A 21,532-nucleotide genomic window follows, 5' to 3' on the forward strand; every position below is an offset into this window, starting at 1 on the left:
TGCTTGTATAACTTCAAGTTTAAAATTTGGAGTATAGGCTCTTTTTGACATAAAAAATACTCCCCCTTTAGTAGTCAGATTTTTATTTTTTAATCTGTCTACCTTTAGGGGAGCATATCAATGTGGGTAGTCTCTTTCTGTTTTCTATTGAAATAAAGTAATTATGGCTCTATACTGAATGTTGTGTTCAACTTATTAGATGAATAGGTTAGGGGATATCTAAATGAAGAGAGAATACCAGACTCTTTTAAACGGTATATTTGTTTGTGGATTACCGGCATTAAATTCAGCATTAGAAAATGAAAATGTAAGCATAGTTATCGATTTAAGGGCTGAGGCGAGGGAAACTGAAAATAGTATTATAAATGCTAATCGTATAAACATTCCTTTGATTGATGGAGAATCTAACCAAGCAATTCTTCTTCATGATGCTATAAAACATGTCGTTAATGCCTATCATGAAGGAAAGCATGTAGTCATACACTGAAAAGGTGGAAAAAGCCGCACAGGTAGTGTGGCGATGGGTGTATTGTTAGATCTAAAAATGGCAGATACTGTGCATGAAGCTGAAAGAATGGTAAAAGAAATCCGACCTGAAATTGAAATACATCAGGAATTTATAAGAGATTTAAAAAGTCTTTATCCTTCTTGATTACTATCTTTGATTTGAATTGAAGGTCAAAATCGCTGAAATTACGTGTAACTTTGACCGACCAATGTCTTCAAGAAGAGTTGAGGGTGAAAAAAGATACTCGTGTCCAATAATAGACATGAGTATCTTTTTTTCTTATTTAGCAACTTACTTCCAAATTTTTCTGTGTTCAGCTTTTCATAAACTACTACAGAAACGTTAGGAGAAAGCCTCCTATGGCACCTGTTAAAACGATGACCCAAGGTGGTAGTTTCCAAAATACTAACATACAAAATAAAATCGCAGCAAAGGCAAAATCGATTGTTGATAATATTGAGCTAGTCCATATCGGATGGTAAAGAGCAGCTATTAAGATACCAACTACAGCGGCATTTATTCCCATAAGAGCCCCTTTTACTTTAGAATTTCTACGTAAGCCATCCCAAAAAGGTAAGGTCCCTAAGATGAGAAGAAAGGCTGGTAAGAATATGGCCACAGTAGCTAGTAATCCACCTTTCCATCCGCCTATCACTGCTCCTATATAAGCAGCAAATGTAAACAAAGGTCCAGGAACCGCCTGGGCAGCACCATAACCAGCAAGAAATTGTTCTTCACTTAACCATCCAGTCGGAACAAATTCACGTTCAAGTAGTGGCAAAACAACATGTCCCCCACCAAAAACAAGCGAACCTGAACGATAAAAACTATCAAACATAGCAATCCAGTTTAAAGCTGTTGCTTCTCTTAATAGAGGAAGAAAAATAAGTAAACCAAAGAATAAGGCTAAACAAAAATAACCAAATCGTCGACTAATAGGAAACTGAGCACCATTAGACTTATCATCAATTGTTTGTTTTTTATAAATCAAATAGCCAATAACGCCTGCGATTAAGATGATAGCTACTTGAGTAATTGCAGTTTGCCACAATAAGGTTAAAACAATAGCGCCTAATGCAATCGTTCTTCTCTGTAAATCAGGGGTTAAATTTTTTGCCATCCCTAAAATTGCATGGGCAACAACAACAACCGCTACGATTTTTAAACCATGAATCCAGCCAGTGTCACCAAATCCAAAGTTGTTTAGCAGTATGGCAAAGATAATTAGTGCGATAATTGATGGAAGTGTGAATCCGATAAAGGATATTATCCCACCTAATACACCAGCTCTCATAACGCCAATCCCTATCCCAACCTGACTACTTGCAGGTCCAGGTAGAAATTGAGATAAGGCCACTAAGTCTGCAAAACTTTTTTCATCCAGCCATTTTCGTCTCCGAACATATTCGTCATGAAAATAGCCGAGATGGGCAATTGGACCACCGAAAGACGTTAAACCCAATTTCGTAGATACAAGTAAGATTTCTAGCAATGCTCTTAATGATATATGTTTCTTTTCCATGTAAGACTCCTTTTTATGTTATAGTAATTGACTTCGAGTGTTAAAGAAATGTTTGTACCCTAAATGTAAAAAGATAATAACCGATAATGAAGTACTGCCAACAATTCCTAACATAATGGCAATTTGGTAATTTACTGCTACTAATGGTGACATTCCAGATAGAATTTGTCCTGTCATCATCCCAGGTAGAAAAATAATTCCCATTCCAACCATAGAGTTTATTGTTGGAAGCATTGCCGCATCAAAGGCCTGATTAAGAAGTTTTTTTACGGCGATTTTCGGAGGAGCTCCAAGTATTAAGGCAGCTTCAATTTGGGCCTTTTGTGTTTGCATACTATTTAAAAGATTATTTACGCCTAGGGTAATCCCAGTCATTGAGTTCCCAATAATCATCCCCGCGATGGGGATGAAAAATCGTGGATCATACCACGGCGATAAGGCTAATACAAGAAAAACAAAGAATATTAGGCTAACACTAATTCCAGAAAACATAGACAGGGCAATGGTTCTCTTAAGAGAAGTAGTAAGTTCAAGCTTTGCCCGTTGATAAACATTATGAATAGAGAAAAAAAGCATGATCGCAAATAAGGCAATTGTTATGAGTGGGTTTGGATAATCGAAAATATAAACTAAAATATACCCTACCAAGATTAGTTGTAATGTCATTCGAATTGTGGCAATAACAATTTCCTTTTCACGAGGTATTTTCTTCACTCGTACAATAATAAGTAATATGACGATAAATATATAAGCAGCTAAAACTTGCCAAAACATAAGGTCAATTGTTGAATTCATTGCGAACATTCCTCCCTATGAGTAACAGTATTGTAGATAGAAAGGTCAATTACTTCGTCAGCAACTAGCTCAATAATAGAATTCGAGTGTGATATCATAATGATTGTACAAGCTATTTCTTTACAATAATCGATAACTTCTTTCATGACGTTTTCGGCAGTAGCTTCGTCTAATGAGGATGTAGGTTCATCTAGTAACAGTACTTTTGGTTTCATCAATAGTATCCTTGCTAACGCGAGGCGCTGTTTTTCTCCACCAGATAAATGTGTAGCATCTTCATCAAGAATTATTTGCAATTGAACTTTTTTTAGAAGTTGAATGAGTTCATTATCTGGTAAAGGATCTTTATCAGCAAAATACAAGCCAATTGATAAATTATCTCTTACCGTTCCTTCAAAAATGAATGGGTTCTGTTGGAGCATAACGACTTTTCGTCTAAGAGTCATCGGGTCTATTTCATGTAAATACGTTCCATTAAAAGTGATTTTTCCCCTATCAGGACTATTTAAATTATTTAATAGTCGCAAAAAAGTAGTTTTACCGCATCCACTAGGTCCTACAATACATGTCGTTTTACCAGAAGAAATAGTTAAATCAGATATAGAAAGTATTCCTCCCACAGAAATGTTTTGGATCTGAAATATAGCTTCTCACTCCTTTTTTCCTATTATTTAATTTCTTTAAACAATTCATAGGCTTTTTTTCTAGCTTCAATTAGTACAGCGTTGCCTTTAATGGTTGTAGTATAGTACTTTCTAATTTTCCCCTCAACATTGCGCTCTTCCTTTATTAGAAGTCCTTCAGCTTCCATACTGTGTAAAATAGGGTATAAGGTCCCAGCACTCATTTCATATCCATGTTCTTTTAACTCATCAAGCATCCATAAACCGAAGATGGGGTGTTCGTTTGCATGATGCAGGATATGTATTTGTATAAACCCTAAAAATAGTTTTCTTAATACTTTTCCTTCCAAAAATAAACCTCCCTACTATATCGATAGTCAATATCGAAAACTGATATTGACTATCGTAATAAAAAAAATCTAATAGTGCAACAGGTCTTAATAATATTTAATAAATTCTTTGCATTGAAACACAGTTTCCTAACTATATTTTTGCAAACCCAGATCATTAAATTAAAAATAAATTCAAAATATTATAAAAATATGTTTATTTTTGAAATCGTTTACAATACAATAGGAACTAGAGGAGAATGCCATCCTGTATTGTAGAGAGTATAGGGTGCGTTTAGGTTTAGAAACGTATTGTTTCTTTGGTAAGGAGATGATAAAAAAGGAGGAGATTATAAATGGAAACGACTGTTTCTCGTCCATGGTTCGCTCATTATCCAGAAGAAATACCAAAAACACTGAACTATGAAGTACGGACGCTTCAAAGTTACTTGAAAGAGGCTGCGGATAAACATCCGCAAAAGATTGCGCTCCATTTTATCGGTAAAGAGCTTACTTACAAAGAGCTTTATGATTCTTCCTTGAAACTAGCTAATCAGCTACAAAAGCTTGGTGTTAAAAAGGGAGATCGAGTCGCAATCATGCTAGCAAATACTCCACAAGCGGTGATAAGTTATTATGGCGCTTTGTTTGCTGGGGCGATTGTTGTTCAAACAAATCCACTTTATGTGGAAAGGGAAGTTGAACACCAAATGAATGACTCTGGGGCTGAGATCATGATTTGCTTGGATCTCGTTTATCCAAGAGTGGCCAACGTCATTAACAAAACAAAGCTAAGACATGTCATTGTTACTGGTATCAAGGACTATTTACCGTTTCCAAAAAATTTAATTTATCCATTTATTCAAAAAAAGCGTACGGGAATTAAGGTTAATATTCAATACAACGAACGGATTTTAAGTTTTGTGAAGGTGCTTGAAGAAGGTGTTGCCGAAGAAATTGAAATCGATATCGATCCAAAAGAGGATCTAGCATTACTGCAATATACTGGCGGAACCACTGGGCCATCCAAAGGGGTTATGTTAACACACTATAATTTAGTGGCAAATACGAGTCAATGTGTTAGCTGGATGTATAAGTTAAGAGAAGGTGAGGAACGAATTTTAGCTGCTTTACCATTTTTCCATGTATATGGAATGACTGTCGTTATGAACTTATCAATCATGTATTATTCAACGATGATTGTTTTACCGAAGTTTGAGCCAATCGATGTGTTAAAAACAATTGAAAAACAAAAAGTGACGATTTTCCCTGGAGCACCGACGATGTACATTGCACTACTAAATCATCCGAAACTAAAAGAATTTGATTTATCGTCGATTGAGGCTTGCTTAAGTGGTTCTGCTGCGTTACCTGTTGAGGTGCAAACTCAATTTGAACAATTATCAGGAGGGAAGCTAGTAGAAGGTTATGGCTTAACGGAAACTTCACCGGTGGCTATCGCTAACTTCTTATGGGGTAAAAGAAAATCTGGTAGTATTGGCGTACCTTGGCCAGATACAGAAGCAACTATTTTATCAATAGAAACAGGGGAGTCTGCAGAGCCTAATGAAATCGGTGAAGTGATGATTAAAGGACCTCAAGTAATGAAGGGTTATTGGAAACGTCCTGAAGACACTCAAGCAACATTTAAGGATGACTGGTTCTTAACAGGTGATATGGGGTATATGGATGAGGATGGCTATTTCTATATTGTCGATCGAAAGAAAGATATGATTATTGCTGGTGGCTTTAATATCTATCCAAGGGAAATTGAAGAGGTTCTGTATGAACACGAAAAAGTACAAGAAGCTTGTATCGTTGGTATCCCTGACCCATACCGCGGAGAAACAGTAAAAGCGTTTATTGTTCCAAAGGATGGACAAAAACTTTCAGAAGAAGAGTTAGATCAGTATTGTCGGAAGCACTTAGCTGCTTTCAAAGTTCCAAGACTTTACGAGTTTCGTGATGAGCTCCCTAAAACAATGATTGGAAAGATATTACGCCGTGTATTAGTAGAGGAAGAAAAGAAGAAATTTGAAAATCAAAGTGCAGAAAAATAGTAGTTAGAGGGTTTCCCATGAGTGGCTGAGCGCCTAGTTCAGGTAAAATATCTCATTTAAGTTAAAACGAGATATTTTACCTGAGGTGACTGTTACTTATTGTTGGGATACCCTCTTTTTCTCATAGAGAAAACGCCAGTGACGGAAAATACCACCATAATTTCAGGATAGCTTTGCTGGTTGCTCTTTCTCGCTAAATTTACTTTGTCAATGTAAAAAAGGGGACAATTAATAATAAAATAAAAAAATTTGAAATTTTGTAACAAATGTCTTTATTATTGTAATCGTTTTCATTACAATAGAGAGTAAGGAGAATGTTTTTTTAAAATACTATGTAGTTGAGTGAATTTCATAATTACCTTAATCGAGCTATATCAATCTAAATGTAGTTGCGAATGGTTTCTACGCAACTACATTTAGAACTTAATAGCGAAAGTAATGAATTATGAAATTCATTAAGTTGATAGTATGTTGAAAAACTAAGACTATTAACTTTGGAGAGGGTTAACTCTTAGTTTTTTCTACTAGAAAGAGGGGGAAAAAAGGAGGACAAAGAATGGAATTGTCATCTCAGAAGGCATGGATAAAAAATTATCCTGCTGAAATACCTTTCTCAATTAAGTACGAAGAAAGAACGTTACAAAGTTATTTGAAGGAAGCGAGGGAGAAGCACCCTAACAAAATAGCACTCCACTTTCTTGGAAAAGAGCTTACATACCTTGAGCTCTACAACTCTGCTTTGAAGTTTGCTAATCAGTTACAGGCATTAGGCGTAGAAAAAGGTGATCGGGTAGCAATCATGCTTGCGAATACTCCTCAGTCTGTCATTTGCTACTATGGTGCATTAATGGCAGGAGCTATTGTTGTGCAAACAAACCCTTTATACGTAGAGAGGGAGTTAGAGCATCAAATGGTTGACTCAGGTGCTAAAATCATCATCTGTCTTGACCTTGTTTATCAAAGAGTAAAGAAGGTAAGACCAAAAACAAACCTTCAACATGTGATTGTTACAGGAATTAAAGATTACTTACCATTTCCAAAAAACCTAATTTATCCTTTTATTCAAAAGAAGAACACAGGTATTACTGTAAATGTAGATTATGGTGAAACTGTTCACTCTTTTGTGAAACTTTTAAACAATGGAGCAGCAAAAGAGATTAACATCGACTTTGATGTTAAAGAAGATCTTGCCTTGCTCCAATATACTGGCGGAACTACTGGGGTAGCAAAAGGAGTCATGTTAAGTCATTTCAACTTAGTTGCAAACACAACTCAAGCGATAAAGTGGATGTACAAAATGACTCCGGGCGAAGAAGTCATTTTATGTGCATTGCCATTTTTTCATGTCTACGGAATGACTGTAGGGATGAATTACTCGATTATGCACACATCCAAAATGGTTATCGTCCCTAAATTTGATACGAAACAAATATTAAAAGCAATCGAATCTCAAAAGGTAACGATGTTTCCAGGCGCACCAACAATGTATATCGGCTTAATAAATGATCCTGACATTGAAAAGTATGATCTATCTTCTGTTGAAGTTTGTATTAGTGGTTCTGCCCCATTACCAGTTGAGGTACAGCAGAGGTTTGAGCAACTAACAGGAGGAAAGCTCTCAGAAGGATTTGGGTTAACAGAAGCGGCACCGGTGACACACTTTAATCAAATGTGGGGCAAGCGTCCTAGTGGCAGTATTGGTTTGCCTTGGCCAGACACTGAGGCAATAATCTTAAATGGAGAAACAGGCGAAGCGGCTTCTCCTGGCCAAATAGGTGAACTGTTGATTAAAGGACCGCAAGTAATGAAAGGGTACTGGAATAGACCAGAAGATACTCACGCGACAATTCAGGATGGTTGGTTATACACCGGCGATATGGGCTATATTGATGAGGAAGGGTTCTTTTATATAGTTGACCGCAAAAAGGATATGATTATTGCTGGTGGCTTTAATATTTATCCACGGGAAATTGAAGAAGTATTATATGAACATGAAAGTGTGCAAGAAGCGGTTATTATCGGCGTACCTGATCCTTATCGTGGAGAAACAGTAAAAGCATATGTAGTCGTTAAAGATCATCATGAACTAACGGAAAAAGAATTAAACACACACTGTCGCAAGCATTTATCGGCCTATAAAGTACCTAGAATTTATGAATTTAGAAAAGAACTACCAAAAACGATGGTCGGAAAAGTACTTCGTCGTGCATTGGTAGAAGAAGAACAAAAAAAGCAAGAAGAAGCTTCACAATTAGAGAAAATAAAGAGTAGCTAAGTATGAAAAAAGCAAAAAGGGATGTGGTACATCACCCTTTTTGCTTTTTTATTTTACTTAAAATTAAAGAAAGTATAGCTTTTTTTTTGAACTTTAAAAGTTGTCTAGCTTCGAGCGTCAGCTGCTCCCTGCGCTTTTCTTATTCAAACGTATCATCGACAATTGGTTCATCAGTAATATAATTTGCACCATAATACTTTAGTGTTGAAAAAATTTGTTCATAATACTCTCTTGATGCAGCTTCGATCGTTAGGACGACTGCGCCACCATGGACGTGTTTCTCAATTTCTTCAGCTTCATATTTATTTATTCCAAGATCCATAAATCCGCCAATCAATCCGCCAGTTGTTGCACCAGCTAGAGCTCCATAGATAGGACCGGCAGCTAGTAAAATACCGAGACCAGGGAAGGCAAGTAAACTAAGTCCTGTTAAAGCACCACCAATACCTCCTAAAGCACCGCCGATTAAAATGCCGTTCAGTGGTGTGTCACTGCTCATATCATCACCTTCGGCTCGAGTAGGGTCTTGTCGATGGATAAAGGAAATATCATCCCTTGGGACAAAGTTTAATAGAGCATGAAAGGCTTCTTCAGCATTGTGTAAGTTATAAAATGTGGCTATAATATGAGGCTTTCCCATTATGTAATCCTCCTATTTGAATAATAATGGCGTAACTATACCAGTTAGTTGAACTATAAGGTTAATATATATTCTTTGACTGCCTTAATTTGTTCCGTATTTAACCCGAGATTAGGTAAGGATGGCATTGTACCAATTCCATTAAGCAATAGTTTTTGTATTTCCTCTTCCGAATAACGTTCGCCAACTCCAGCCATTCCTGGGCCAATTTTATATTCGTCCGTGACATTATGGCATCCAAAGCAACTTTGAGCAAAGATCGTCTCTCCATCTGCAGCAACTTCAGAGACTTGATTTAGGGGGACTGCCATAATTAAATATGCAAAAGCCCAGATAGCTAGAAAGCAATAAGTAATAACTAGAAATCGAGGAACTTTCGCATTTCCCATGCGAATATCTTCAGACATATCTTCTACCTGGGGGGTAGGTGGTTCATCAACTGGAGCGCCATTCTCAGTTTTTGGGTGCTTTTCATCAGTCTGCGAATTATTTCCATTATCTTTATTATTCACACCTCCACACCTCTCTTTCCATTATTTGCTGTTAAAAGTTAATTTACCGGTCTACCTTCTGTTTGTGGAGAAGGTTTTAAACTCATTAAATAGGCAATTAAATCTTCCATGTCTTGTTCGCTTAAATAATCGTATCTAGGCATAATACTTCCCGGCAATATTTTTTGGGGGTTTTTCAAGTGTTCCCGATGCCAATCGGCATTCCATCGATTTCCGACCCACATTAAGTCAGCACCAGTTCGTTTCGACCCTAGCATTGCTGGAGCTTCATAATAATAATCGGCAGGTTGAGAAATTGGCCCTAAAGCACTATCAGCAAGTACAGGTCGAACAAACATTGTATGGCATACATGACATCCTTCACGGATGTAGACTTCTCTACCTCGATATTCAGCCGAATCGATGGCGTAATTTCTTAATTCAGCATTCTGATTAGGTGTCTGCATTTGATCATCATAAAAAGGTAAATAGGCAGTTCCGAAAACTCCAATTATAAATAGGACAGAGGCTCCGATCACATAAGTTAACATTGACCTTTCATTTGCAAAGCTTCCCATTCCTTCACCTCCCATAATCTTGTGAAATTGTCAGTGTAAATGGTTTGTTGCTGTGGCTATTCTGTTATGCACTACTTTCATTTGTGTTTTGCGAGTATTTAGAAAGTCGTATTGTTTTGTATAGATTAACAATGAAGAAAATTTGTGCAACAAACATTAACGTTCCCCCAATCGCTCTAATCCAGAAGAAGGGTTGCATAGCCACTAACATCTCAACAAACTGAAGTCCGTATTGCGCACCTTCGATCCAAGCAAAGCCCTCAAAAACGCCTGCTGTCCAAGTACTAAAAGTAAATAGAAGTAATCCGACTGTAGAAAGCCAATAATGTGTTTCCATTAACTTTTCTGAGTATATATTTTGATAGGTGATTTTTGGCAATGCAAAGTACATCATCGCAAATGCTACATATGAGAACGCTCCAAAAACCGGTAGGTGGGCATGCCCAGGAACCCAATCCGTAAATTTAACAATGGAACTAGGTCCTTGTAATGATTGAAAGGGACCTTGTAAACAAGTAATTAAATAAAAGATTGAGCCTGAAACTAAAAACTTTAGTGGCGTATTATGAGCGACAACATGCCATTTACCTTTCATTGTCCCAAAGACATTGGCTAAAACCGCCCAGACAGGAATGATTAGGAGAACAGATGGAATGATCCCTGCTTTCATCAACCATAATGGAATTGGACCATTTTGAAGATGATGAGGTCCATTCCACACATAAAAGGTGGCAATCGTCCAAAAACCAATTAATGATAAGCGATGGCTATATAATGGGTTTTTCGACAGGTATGGCAATAAATAATAAATTAATCCGACACCAACCGTTGTAAACCAAAGACCGATGACATTATGTCCATAAAACCAAAAAATTAAAAACTGAGGGACTCCAGATAATAATTTGTAAGGTAAATTTCCGATAATATATAAAACTGGTAGCCATATGAGTGAACCCATAAAGTACCATAAGCTGACATAAAGTTGTTTTTCGTTACGATTTGCAATTGTTGTAAAGCAAATCAAGGCGAGGTTTACAACCCCAAAGACTACGAGAATATCAAGCCAAAGTGGCCATTCTCCATATTCGGTTGTCGTTGTATACCCTAGTGTTAGAGCAATTGAACCAGCTATGATAATGAAGTTCCAAGCGTAGCCTAAATAGACTGCCAATTTTGGAAAAGCCAGTTGATTTCGACATAGTTTAGGGATAACATAAAAAAGAGCGCCGATGTTAGCCATCGATAACCACCCGAACAGTAAAATATTGGTGTGAATTGGCCGAATCCTTCCGAATTGAAGGTAAATTTGCAAAGGGCCCCACACTAGAAAGTTTGGCCAAATAAATTTTAAAGATAATATTAAACCATATAGCATGCCAACAACGAGCCATACAAGAGACGAATAGAAGAAAAATTTTGATGGTCGATATAGATCGCTGGAAGTTTGTGTGGTCATGGTTCCACTCCTTGATTAGAAAGTATTAACATTTTGTACTGAAATAGTTAAACCATTGCGTAATACAATACACTTACTATTTCCAAAAGTTATTTCCTTATTCTCCAAAATTTTCATATTGGTCTAATTACTATACTTAAGATGATTGACATTCACAAAATCATCGACTAAAATAAAATATATGAATGAATAGTCATTCATTATTGGAAGGTTTGAAAGGAGTAAAGACTTTGGCTAAGCGCAGAGGGCAAAAATATGAGCAGATCATTGAAGCTGCTGTAAAAGTTATCGCTCAAAATGGCTATCATCACTCACAAGTATCCAAAATAGCCAAAGAAGCAGGGGTAGCAGATGGAACGATTTATCTTTATTTTAAAAATAAAGAAGACATCCTCGTTTCTTTGTTTCAAGAAAAAATGGGGAGATTTATTCAGAAGATTGAAGATGAATTAGCAGGAGAATCATCAATCGAAGCGAAATTATTATTATTGATAACTATGCATCTGCAACAATTACAAGATGATTATTCGTTAGCGATTGTTACTCAATTAGAATTACGTCAATCTAACTTAGAATTACGAAATCGAATTAATGAAGTGTTAAGAGGTTATTTAAAACTGATTGATACGATCATTATACTCGGAATTGAAGAGGGACTTTTTTCGAAAGAGATAGATGTTCGAATTGCTAGACAAATGATTTTCGGTACAATTGATGAAGTTGTGACGAACTGGGTCATGAAAGAACATAAGTACAATTTAGTTCTTCTTGCGATTCCTGTTCATAAAATGCTTTTAAATGCCTTGCAAAAAAACTAGTCAATGCTAGTTCAGTAGTACAGCAAAGTTGAGTTTTGAGGAAAACCATGCAATTACCATCTATAATTAATGTCGCAGGATTTCCTTTCTCTTCGCTGTAAAACTCTAACAAAATTTAGAGGCGCATTCAAGGAAATCCAGCGACATTTCCGAAAAAAATTTAATTTTAATTTTCTCAATATTCAATTTTGCTTAATTTGTGAAATAATAATCTTATCGTCGTACTACTTGAGCTTACAGTTAAATAGAATAAGCATTGAGAAAAACAAAGGAGTGAGTGATGTTGTCAAAGTATCAATATTTCCTTGTTAAACAGGAGGATCGTATTGCAACGATTACGATTAATCATCCCCCTGCAAATGCCCTATCCTCCCCATTACTTCGTGAGTTATCTCTGGTGTTTGATGAAATGGAGAATAACGACGCAGTAAAAGCGATTGTTTTACACGGTCAAGGTAGATTTTTTGCTGCAGGTGCCGACATTAAAGAATTTACAACTGTTGAAACAGGTCCAGACTTTGCAAGTTTATCAGAATACGGACAGAAGTTGTTTGATAGGATTGAACGATTTAATAAACCTGTCATTGCCGCAATTCATGGAGCAGCCTTAGGTGGTGGCTTAGAATTAGCAATGGCTTGTCATATCAGGTTAGTTTCTGAAACGACCAAATTAGGTTTACCAGAATTACAGCTTGGATTAATTCCAGGATTTGCAGGTAGTCAAAGGTTACCTCGTTATGTAGGAGTTGCTAAAGCAGCTGAAATGATGCTAACAAGTGAACCGATCTCAGGAAATGCAGCGGTTACTCTAGGACTAGCAAACCATGCTTACCCTGAGGAAGAGTTAATGGAAAAGGCTTATGAATTAGCTACTAAGCTAACAAAGAAAAGTGCGGTTTCTATGAAGCTAGCCCTTGAACTGCTTTCGTATGTGAATAACCATAGTTATGAAGAAGGGGTTAAAAAGGAAGCTGAATTATTTGGAATTGCTTTTGATTCTGAAGATGGTCAAGAAGGAATAAAGGCCTTTATTGAGAAAAGAGCGCCACAATTCAAGGACAGGTAATAATTCGGTTTCCGAAATTAAATTATAAGAAGAAACATGTACTTATTTTAAGGAGGGTAAAGGAATGAATATTTTTGTTGTAATGAAGAGAACCTTCGATACTGAAGAGAAGATTACAATTAGTAATGGTTCCATTAATGAGGATGGGGCGGAATTCATTATAAATCCTTATGATGAATATGCAATTGAAGAAGCTCTTGTTCTTCGCGAAAAGCATGGTGGGGAAGTAACAGTTGTATCATTTGCTGAGGAAGATGCAGAAAAAGAAATACGTACAGCACTAGCGATGGGAGCTGACAAGGCCATTTTGATTGACAGTGAAGAAGTTGATGCTAAAGATCAATTTACGACAGCGAAAGTATTGGCTACTTTGTTAAAGGATAAAGAATGCGACATTATTTTAGCTGGAAATGTAGCTGTTGATGGTGGTTCAGGACAAGTTGGCCCAAGAATTGCTGAAGAATTAAATATTGCTCATGTTACATCAATTACGAAAATTGATATTAATGGAAGTATCGCAACAATTGAAAGAGATGTTGAAGGTGATAAAGAAGTGATAGAGGTTTCTCTACCGGTTCTTGTAACAGCTCAACAAGGGTTAAATGAACCAAGATATCCTTCTTTACCTGGGATTATGAAAGCTAAGAAAAAGCCACTAGAGCGTTTAGAGCTTGATGATCTTGACTTAGAAGAAGAAGATGTTGAAGCAAAAACAAAAACGGTTGAGATTTTCTTACCGCCTAAGAAAGAAGCTGGGAAAATTCTAACAGGCGATATAGCTACTCAAGCAAAAGAGCTTGTTTCATTATTGAAGACTGAAGCAAAAGTAATTTAATTGGGGGGATTATGATGGCTAGAAAAGTACTAGTTCTTGCAGATATACGTGACAATGCATTTCGTAACGTTTCTTTTGAAGCGATCGCTGCTGCCAAGAAGGTTGTAAATGGTGGCGAGGTTGTAAGTGTACTCTTAGGTGAAAATGTAAGCGGTTTAACGAAGGAGCTTTTTGCTTATGGAGCAGACCGAGTATTAACAGTTGAAAACAGTAGTTTAAAAGATTATACTTCTGACGCATACTCACAAGCACTCCTCCAAGTTATAGATAGTGAAGCTTTCGATGCGGTTTTCATGGGACATACAGCAGTAGGGAAAGATCTTGCTCCTCGTATTGCCATGAAAAAACAAGCAGGTTTAGTTTCTGATGCGATTGATTTAGAAGCAGTTGGAGAAGAGGTAATTTTTACTCGTCCAATTTATTCAGGTAAGGCATTCGAGAAGAAGGTTGTTACTGATGGCCTAATTTTAGCAACGATACGCCCAAATAATATACCTGCACTTGAAAAAGATGAATCACGTACTGGCGATGTATCTGCAATTTCAGTTGACATTAAAGACTTGCGGACAATTATTAAAGAAATCGTCCGTAAAAGTACAGGTGGAGTCGATTTATCAGAAGCAAAAATCGTTGTTTCTGGTGGACGTGGTGTAAAAAGTGAAGAAGGTTTCAAAAAGCTTTATGAACTAGCTGATGTCCTTGGTGCAGCAGTTGGTGCTTCCCGTGGAGCTTGTGATGCTGAATATTGCGACTATGCCTTGCAGATCGGCCAAACGGGTAAGGTAGTGACACCTGATCTTTATATTGCACTTGGTATTTCCGGAGCTATTCAACATGTAGCCGGTATGTCAAATTCAAAATGTATCGTTGCTGTAAATAAAGATCCTGAAGCAACTATTTTTAGCATTGCTGACTATGGAATTGTTGGGGATCTATTTGAAGTATTACCATTATTAATTGAAGAATTTAAAAAGGAAGTAGTAAGTTCATAACCAGAAACCAAGCGAGTCAGCTTAATGGCTCGCTTCTTTCATTCATACTTAAATCGTTTGGCTAAGATTTTTTCAATTAGTTCAAAAAACTGGATAGAAAGCGAATGAAAAGGGGAAATTGCATAGTGAAAGCAATTTTGTAGCGAGCCACATTGAAATCATGTATAATACGCTATGAGGTAAAATGATGGATTATAGGGAGGATTTAACAATGGCAATTGTAAATGTAACTGATCAAACTTTTACTAGTGAAACAAGTGAAGGTGTCGTATTAGTAGATTTTTGGGCACCATGGTGCGGACCTTGTAAGATGATTGCACCTGTCCTTGAAGAACTTGATGCAGAACTAGCTGGAAAAGCAAAAATTGTTAAAATTGATGTAGATGAGAACCAAGAAACTGCTGGTAAATTCGGGGTAATGAGTATTCCTACATTATTAGTAGTAAAAGACGGTGAAGTTGTAGACCAAGTAGTTGGCTTCCAACCGAAAGAAGCTTTAGCAGAGCTTTTAAATAAACATATTTAATAGAGTGAATTTCATAATTACCAAAAATGAGCCATATCAAACTATATGTATTTGCGAGTGGTTTTACGCAACTACATATAGTATCTAAATGGCGGTAAAATAGAATTATGAAATTCATTAAATAAAAAAAGCCAATTTCCTCAGGGAAGTTGGCTATTTTTATTAAGTTTGTCAGAACCTCTTACTTTTCTATATTTTACATTCTACATTACGTAGCCATTGTGCTATAGTATCGTTAATACAGAAATCATCGAATAAAGTGTGGTGATCAGTGATGGAGAAGCTTAAGGAAAAATTGGCAATATTGCCAGATCAGCCTGGTTGTTATTTAATGAAGGACCGTCAAGGGACGATCATTTATGTAGGGAAGGCCAAAGTACTAAAAAATAGAGTTCGCTCCTATTTTACTGGTACTCATGATGGCAAAACGCAATTATTAGTGAGTGAAATCGAGGATTTTGAATATATTATCACGTCCTCCAATCTTGAAGCATTAATTTTAGAGTTTAACTTAATCAAAAAATATGATCCAAAATATAATGTTATGTTAAAGGACGACAAAAGCTATCCTTTTTTAAAGGTTACTTTTGAAGAACAACCAAGATTGATAACAACAAGAATTGTAAAAAAAGATAAAGGTAAATATTTTGGTCCGTATCCAAATGCAGCAGCTGCCAGTGAGACGAAAAAATTACTTGATCGATTGTATCCTTTAAGGAAGTGTTCTACATTACCAGACCGTGTCTGCCTTTACTATCATATAAATCAATGTTTAGGACCATGTATACAAGAGGTTAGTGAAGAAACAAACCGTCAAATGGTTGAGGAAATCACTCGCTTTTTAAATGGCGGTCATAAGGAGATAAAGAAGGACCTCATGTTAAAAATGGAAAGGGCTGCCGAAGCATTAGAGTTTGAAAGAGCAAAAGAGTACCGTGATCAAATTCAACACATTGAGGCTGTAATGGAAAAACAAAAAATGACAATTGCCGATGATGTTGATCGTGATGTGTTTGGTTTTGCCTTTAATAAAGGCTGGATGTGTGTTCAAGTATTCTTTGTTCGACAAGGAAGGTTAATTGAACGTGATGTTTCGCTCTTCCCAGTTTATCAAGAAGCTGATGAAGAATTTCTAACATTTTTAGGTCAATTCTATAGTCAAAAAGAGCACTTAAAACCGAAAGAAATCTTTCTTCCAAGCTCGATAGATAAAGACCTTGCTAGTGAATTTATACAAGTACGCACAGTTCATCCCCAAAAAGGCTCAAAAAAAGAGTTAGTTGAGCTTGCTAATAAAAATGCTGAAGCGGCCTTAAAAGATAAATTTTTATTAATAGAACGGGATGAAGCAAAAACAGTTAGAGCTATTGAAAACCTAGGTATTGCCTTGAATATTAGGACACCTCATGTGATTGAAGCGTTCGATAACTCAAACATTCAAGGGGTTGATCCCGTTTCTGCGATGGTTTCATTTGTCGATGGAAAACCAAATCGAAAAGGTTACCGTAAATATAAAGTAAAAACTGTCCAAGGTCCTGATGACTATGAATCAATGCGAGAAGTTGTTAGAAGGCGTTATTTAAGGCTATTAAAAGAAAAGCAACCATTACCTGATTTGATTGTCATTGATGGTGGAAAGGGACAAATTTCAGCTGCTCAAAGTGTCCTAGAGGATGAACTAGGTTTATCAATCCCAGTCTGTGGCTTGGCAAAAGACGATAAACACCGTACATCGCAATTAATGATGGGCGAACCACCAGAAGTCGTTCCTTTAAAAAGGGATAGTCAAGAATTTTACATGCTTCAAAGAATTCAAGATGAGGTCCATCGTTTTGCCATTACCTTTCATCGCCAAATTCGTAGTAAAAGTTTATTTGCATCTGTTCTTGATGAAATTGAAGGAGTAGGTGAAAAGCGAAAGCGTGTCTTATTGAAGCACTTTGGCTCTGTTAAGAAAATGAAAGAAGCAGATTTAGAAGAGTTCAGATCGATCGGGATCCCTGAGAAAATAGCAAAAGCGCTGCTAGAGAAATTGCAAGAAAGTTAAGCTGTGTCCTTTGAGACATTAGATGAAATTCTAAGGTTTGCGTTAACGCTGAAAAGTTGTTGTCATCCTAAACTTTTTCTGGTAAACTCTAACTTAATTAAATATCCAATACTTCAAAAAGTTGAAGTGGTGGTAGAGGAGCAAAAACCAATAGTATGTTATCGGAGGACGATGAGGTCCAGTGAAGATAGCAAAAAGGGGAATTTGCCGAAGTTTAAAAAGTAACTCACTACTTTTTATGCTGGACCTGCATTTAAGAAATGTAGAGCTGTCACACAATCCCTCCTAAGATTGTGTGGAGAACTATCTCACGCGTACAGGAACATTTATTTAGTTTCTATTTGTTTTGACATTAGTTAAAGCATCAGTGAGGGTTTTCCTTGCTGATGCTTTTTTATTTTTTAGGAAAATTATAAAGTATTTCAGCAGTGGAAATGTTTATTTTAGTGATTGTCTAAGCTCTTAGCTTTTCTATGAGAAACGGCTGGGATAGAATTTAGGAAAATGAAAGGATGTTACTCACATGGGTTTAGTCGTACAAAAATTTGGTGGAACGTCAGTTGGAAATGTAGATCGAATTAAGCATGTAGCTAACAGAGTAATTGAAACTGTTAAAGGCGGTGACCAAGTAGTCGTTGTTGTGTCAGCGATGGGAAAGTCAACAGATGATTTAGTCTCATTAGCGAAGGACATTACTGAAAATCCGAGTAAGCGAGAAATGGATATGCTTCTTAGTACCGGAGAACAAGTAACGATCTCCCTTTTAACGATGGCATTACAGGCGAAGGGCTACAAAGCAATTTCATTAGCAGGTTGGCAAGCTGGCATCCAAACAGAGGCTTGTCATAGTAATGCTCGTATCCGTAAATTTGAAAAAGAAATGATTAGTAATCACTTGGCAGAAGGAAAAATTGTTATCGTTGCTGGATTTCAAGGTGTTACTGAAAATGGCGAGATTACGACGTTAGGACGAGGTGGCTCGGATACAACAGCAGTTGCTCTTGCTGCGGGACTAAATGCTAATCGCTGTGACATATTTACAGATGTGACGGGGGTGTTTACAACAGATCCTAGAGTCGTGAAAACAGCACGAAAATTAAGCTCGATCTCCTATGATGAAATGCTAGAATTGGCAAACCTAGGTGCAGGAGTGTTACATCCTCGTGCTGTAGAATTCGCAAAAAATTACCATGTGAAATTAACGGTTCGTTCAAGCATGGTAGAAGAAGAAGGAACGATGATTGAGGAGGAAGTATCAATGGAAGAAAATTTAGTTGTTAGAGGTTTAGCATTCGAAAGTAATGTGACAAAAATATCGGTTTGTGGCATGCCAAATGATATTTGTGGACTCTCAAATCTATTTACGACATTAGCAACAAATAACATTAATGTTGACATTATTATTCAAAATGTTATTGATAGTGAGAATACAAACATTTCCTTTTCAATTCTTTCTGAAAAGTTAACAGAAACATTGGAAGTTCTCGAACAAAATCGTCAAAACCTTCAATTCCAAGAAATCCTTCACGACACAGGATTAGCAAAAGTATCTATCGTTGGTTCAGGAATGATTTCCAATCCAGGAGTTGCAGGACAAATGTTTAAGGCACTTTCTAATCAAGGGATTTTAGTGAAAATGGTAAGTACATCAGAAATTAAAGTGTCGACAGTAATTGATCAAAGTGAAATGGTGAAAGCTGTTGAGACACTCCATGAAGAATTTGAATTAGATAAAATTAATGTACCTGTTTAAATTAAAAAAATCAGTTAGTCTCTAGTAACCAAAAGAAAGGGCTGTCCCAAAGAGAAGTATCAGTCACCAAGGCTACTATAAATAGATAATGTACAAAACGTACACTTCTATATGACTTCGAGATGCAATACCTATCGGACAGCCTCTTTCCTTTATACCGTTCTATCATGAATATCCCATTTTACATGGAAGATAACTTTTTTAGGTGTTCCACTTCTAAGTTCTTCATTCGTCTCAGCTATAAAGCCTTTAATAACTTGGATTTGTTCTGCTAAAAATCCAGCTTCTAGTGGGCATATCGCCGTTTTTTTATCGATAAATAAATGAGAAGTGAGTTCAAAAATAAGTTCAGATTTTTTTTCCTTTACTAATGTAAGATCACCCCACCCAGCTCGACTAAAAAAAGAAATAATCTCATCGATAGAACTGACAGGGTATTTCCTTGCTAATGATTTACCGGCCCAATATAAAATAATGTTATGTTCTTTCCCTAAAAGATCAGGCAAAACATCTTTTCTTAAAAGATCATAGCCAAACAACGGAATTTGTAGCTCTGTTTTATCTATCTCAGGTGTCTTTTTTTGACTAAAGATCATCTTTCTCCCCCATTTTTTTGTTTTTAAGTTATTATATCTCGAATATTTAAAAATCACTATATGTCATTCATAAATTTGTGGTATACTAACCCCGAATTATTTCCGGAGGTACATACTTATGAATTTATCTAAGGGGAAGTTTTTAACCCCGTTTCGAATTATTATCATATCATATATCATTGCCATGTTTTTATTTAGTTTTTTATTATATTTACCTATTTCAAGCTTACCAGGTGTTAGTGTAACGTATTCTGAAGCATTATTTACTTCAGTTAGTGCTGTAAGTGTTACGGGACTAACGGTTGTCAATGTTTCAGAAACATATAGCTATTTAGGAATTATTTTCCTAGCTATTGCCATTCAGTTGGGTGGAATAGGTATTATGACTCTTGGAACATTCGTGTGGATGATTTTTGGCAGAAAAATCATTTTGTCGCAACGAATGCTAATAATGGTCGACCAAAATCAAAACACTTTTTCAGGGCTTGTAAATTTAATGCGTGGGATCCTTTTTGTAGCCTTGGCGATTGAGCTTATTGGTGCATTAATCCTTGGAACGTATTTTTTGAACTATTTTGATACAGTCGGTGAAGCTTATTATCAAGGAGCGTTTGCATCATTGAGTGCGTTTACCAATGCTGGGTTTGATGTTACTGGTCAATCACTAATCCCCTTTGCGAATGATTATTTTGTGCAATTCATTGCAATATTATTGATTTTTGCAGGGGCGATAGGCTTTCCGGTATTAATGGAGCTGAAGCAATACTTCTCAAAAGATCATCCTAACTTTAAATTCAGCTTATTTACTAAAATTACAACTACGACATACTTCATAGTTTTCTTGTTTGGCTTCGTGTCAATTTGGGCTTTAGAATTTGGCCATTATTATGTTGGTTTAGAGTGGCATCAACAACTTTTTTACTCGCTTTTTAATTCTGCTACCGCAAGAAGTGGTGGTTTAGCAACGATGGAAGTTTCCCAATTGAGTTTGGCGACACTTCTCCTTATGTCAGGGTTAATGATAATTGGTGCTAGTCCATCGAGTGTTGGTGGCGGAATTCGAACAACAACGTTAGCCGTTATGTTTTTAACGATCCGTAGTTTTGCCTTAGGGAAGAGTGATGTAAAAGTATTTGGACGAGAAATTCACCAAGAGGATCGTCAAAAATCATTTATCGTATTATCTGTCTTTATTTTAATGCTATTCTCTGCAATTATTCTAATAGCTTCATTCGAGAATAGTGGGGAAATTGAATTAATGGCGATTATTTTTGAAGCCAGTTCTGCATTCGGAACATGTGGGCTTTCAATGGGAATTACCCCTAATTTAAGCCTGCCAAGTCAAGTAGTTTTAATGGTCCTTATGTTCATAGGGCGGGTAGGACTTGTCGCATTCCTTTTCTCTGTTCGTAAAAAGGAAACGAAAAGCTATTATAAATATCCGACAGAGCGCATTATTATCGGATAGAATGAAAATGACTGTACCTGGACTTTGTGCCAAATACAGTCATTTTTTTTAAAACTATAATAGACATAATTATTTGAATATTACGAATTATAATTAAACACTTTATGCATTTTGCAATAAAAATAAACCATCTACAACCGTCAAAGTTACTGGC

21 protein-coding genes and 1 riboswitch are annotated in these 21,532 nt (G+C 36.4%); of the genes, 12 read left to right on the plus strand and 9 right to left on the minus strand.

The annotated features are described in order from the left end of the window. Positions 1-223 precede the first annotated feature (223 nt). Positions 224-487 carry a hypothetical protein gene (locus tag ACK4M9_RS12385; protein ID WP_409850887.1) on the plus strand — a complete coding sequence of 88 codons (264 nt, stop codon included), beginning with the start codon at positions 224-226 and terminating at the stop codon, positions 485-487. A gap of 33 nt (positions 488-520) precedes the next feature. Next, positions 521-652, plus strand: a complete 132-nt coding sequence (locus ACK4M9_RS12390) for a hypothetical protein (RefSeq protein ID WP_409850890.1) — start codon at positions 521-523, stop codon at positions 650-652. 187 nt (positions 653-839) lie between these two features. Here the strand turns inward: ACK4M9_RS12390 and ACK4M9_RS12395 are convergent, their stop codons facing one another. From ACK4M9_RS12395 to ACK4M9_RS12410, 4 genes are read right to left on the minus strand one after another with little or no spacing between them, the layout of a single operon-like run. Beyond that, complete coding sequence (locus ACK4M9_RS12395; protein WP_409850893.1) at positions 840-2,030, minus strand: chromate transporter; 1,191 nt, start codon at positions 2,028-2,030, stop codon at positions 840-842. 18 nt (positions 2,031-2,048) lie between these two features. After that, complete coding sequence (locus ACK4M9_RS12400; RefSeq protein ID WP_409850895.1) at positions 2,049-2,825, minus strand: ABC transporter permease; 777 nt, start codon at positions 2,823-2,825, stop codon at positions 2,049-2,051. Next, positions 2,822-3,445, minus strand: a complete 624-nt coding sequence (locus ACK4M9_RS12405; RefSeq protein ID WP_409850898.1) for an ABC transporter ATP-binding protein — start codon at positions 3,443-3,445, stop codon at positions 2,822-2,824. The genes ACK4M9_RS12400 and ACK4M9_RS12405 overlap by 4 nt, the downstream gene beginning before the upstream one ends. A gap of 47 nt (positions 3,446-3,492) precedes the next feature. Then, the gene (locus tag ACK4M9_RS12410; RefSeq protein WP_409850901.1) at positions 3,493-3,798 is read right to left on the minus strand and encodes a PadR family transcriptional regulator; all 306 of its coding nucleotides are present in this window, start codon (positions 3,796-3,798) and stop codon (positions 3,493-3,495) included. Positions 3,799-4,133: 335 nt separating this feature from the next. Between ACK4M9_RS12410 and ACK4M9_RS12415 the strand changes: the two genes are divergently transcribed. Both ACK4M9_RS12415 and ACK4M9_RS12420 read left to right on the plus strand, forming a co-directional pair. Beyond that, positions 4,134-5,837: an AMP-binding protein gene (locus ACK4M9_RS12415; protein WP_409850903.1), complete on the plus strand. Its 1,704-nt coding sequence runs from the start codon at positions 4,134-4,136 to the stop codon at positions 5,835-5,837. Positions 5,838-6,393: 556 nt separating this feature from the next. After that, positions 6,394-8,112: an AMP-binding protein gene (locus ACK4M9_RS12420; protein ID WP_409850906.1), complete on the plus strand. Its 1,719-nt coding sequence runs from the start codon at positions 6,394-6,396 to the stop codon at positions 8,110-8,112. Positions 8,113-8,251: 139 nt separating this feature from the next. Here ACK4M9_RS12420 and ACK4M9_RS12425 read toward each other — a convergent pair whose 3' ends face one another. The 4 genes from ACK4M9_RS12425 to ACK4M9_RS12440 all read right to left on the minus strand — a co-directional run bounded on the left by ACK4M9_RS12425 (position 8,252) and on the right by ACK4M9_RS12440 (position 11,277). Then, positions 8,252-8,752 (minus strand): DUF1269 domain-containing protein, encoded by a 501-nt coding sequence (locus ACK4M9_RS12425; protein ID WP_409850909.1) that lies wholly within the window; start codon positions 8,750-8,752, stop codon positions 8,252-8,254. Between the two features lie 53 nt (positions 8,753-8,805). Beyond that, positions 8,806-9,264 carry a c-type cytochrome gene (locus ACK4M9_RS12430; protein ID WP_409850913.1) on the minus strand — a complete coding sequence of 153 codons (459 nt, stop codon included), beginning with the start codon at positions 9,262-9,264 and terminating at the stop codon, positions 8,806-8,808. 38 nt (positions 9,265-9,302) lie between these two features. Further along, entirely contained in the window at positions 9,303-9,821 is a 519-nt protein-coding gene (locus tag ACK4M9_RS12435; RefSeq protein WP_409850916.1) for a cbb3-type cytochrome c oxidase subunit II, read from the minus strand. Between the two features lie 64 nt (positions 9,822-9,885). Beyond that, positions 9,886-11,277: a cbb3-type cytochrome c oxidase subunit I gene (locus ACK4M9_RS12440; protein WP_409850918.1), complete on the minus strand. Its 1,392-nt coding sequence runs from the start codon at positions 11,275-11,277 to the stop codon at positions 9,886-9,888. A gap of 185 nt (positions 11,278-11,462) precedes the next feature. Between ACK4M9_RS12440 and fadR the strand changes: the two genes are divergently transcribed. The 7 genes from fadR (at position 11,463) to ACK4M9_RS12475 (ending at position 19,314) form a co-directional block, all read left to right on the plus strand. Further along, positions 11,463-12,095 carry a fatty acid metabolism transcriptional regulator FadR gene (fadR, locus tag ACK4M9_RS12445; protein WP_409850921.1) on the plus strand — a complete coding sequence of 211 codons (633 nt, stop codon included), beginning with the start codon at positions 11,463-11,465 and terminating at the stop codon, positions 12,093-12,095. Between the two features lie 283 nt (positions 12,096-12,378). Beyond that, entirely contained in the window at positions 12,379-13,161 is a 783-nt protein-coding gene (locus ACK4M9_RS12450) for an enoyl-CoA hydratase (RefSeq protein WP_409850924.1), read from the plus strand. Between the two features lie 64 nt (positions 13,162-13,225). Further along, positions 13,226-13,996, plus strand: coding sequence for an electron transfer flavoprotein subunit beta/FixA family protein (locus tag ACK4M9_RS12455; RefSeq protein WP_409850927.1), 771 nt, complete (start codon positions 13,226-13,228; stop codon positions 13,994-13,996). Between the two features lie 14 nt (positions 13,997-14,010). Further along, positions 14,011-14,988, plus strand: a complete 978-nt coding sequence (locus tag ACK4M9_RS12460) for an electron transfer flavoprotein subunit alpha/FixB family protein (RefSeq protein WP_409851450.1) — start codon at positions 14,011-14,013, stop codon at positions 14,986-14,988. Positions 14,989-15,199: 211 nt separating this feature from the next. Next, positions 15,200-15,514 carry a thioredoxin gene (trxA, locus tag ACK4M9_RS12465; RefSeq protein ID WP_409850929.1) on the plus strand — a complete coding sequence of 105 codons (315 nt, stop codon included), beginning with the start codon at positions 15,200-15,202 and terminating at the stop codon, positions 15,512-15,514. A gap of 271 nt (positions 15,515-15,785) precedes the next feature. Further along, complete coding sequence (gene uvrC / locus ACK4M9_RS12470) at positions 15,786-17,561, plus strand: excinuclease ABC subunit UvrC (RefSeq protein WP_409850932.1); 1,776 nt, start codon at positions 15,786-15,788, stop codon at positions 17,559-17,561. Positions 17,562-17,686: 125 nt separating this feature from the next. Further along, positions 17,687-17,875, plus strand: a riboswitch (Lysine riboswitch). Between the two features lie 209 nt (positions 17,876-18,084). Next, a complete protein-coding gene (locus ACK4M9_RS12475) occupies positions 18,085-19,314 on the plus strand; it encodes an aspartate kinase (protein WP_409850934.1) in 1,230 nt (409 codons plus the stop codon). A 152-nt stretch (positions 19,315-19,466) separates the two neighbouring features. Here the strand turns inward: ACK4M9_RS12475 and ACK4M9_RS12480 are convergent, their stop codons facing one another. Next, complete coding sequence (locus tag ACK4M9_RS12480; protein WP_409850937.1) at positions 19,467-19,910, minus strand: YslB family protein; 444 nt, start codon at positions 19,908-19,910, stop codon at positions 19,467-19,469. Positions 19,911-20,028: 118 nt separating this feature from the next. On the opposite strand from ACK4M9_RS12480, the gene ACK4M9_RS12485 reads away from it, so the two are divergent. After that, positions 20,029-21,378 (plus strand): TrkH family potassium uptake protein, encoded by a 1,350-nt coding sequence (locus ACK4M9_RS12485; RefSeq protein WP_409850939.1) that lies wholly within the window; start codon positions 20,029-20,031, stop codon positions 21,376-21,378. Positions 21,379-21,532 lie beyond the last annotated feature (154 nt).

The sequence above is a fragment of the Anaerobacillus sp. genome, from assembly GCF_046314235.1.
Classification (GTDB): domain Bacteria; phylum Bacillota; class Bacilli; order Bacillales; family Anaerobacillaceae; genus Anaerobacillus.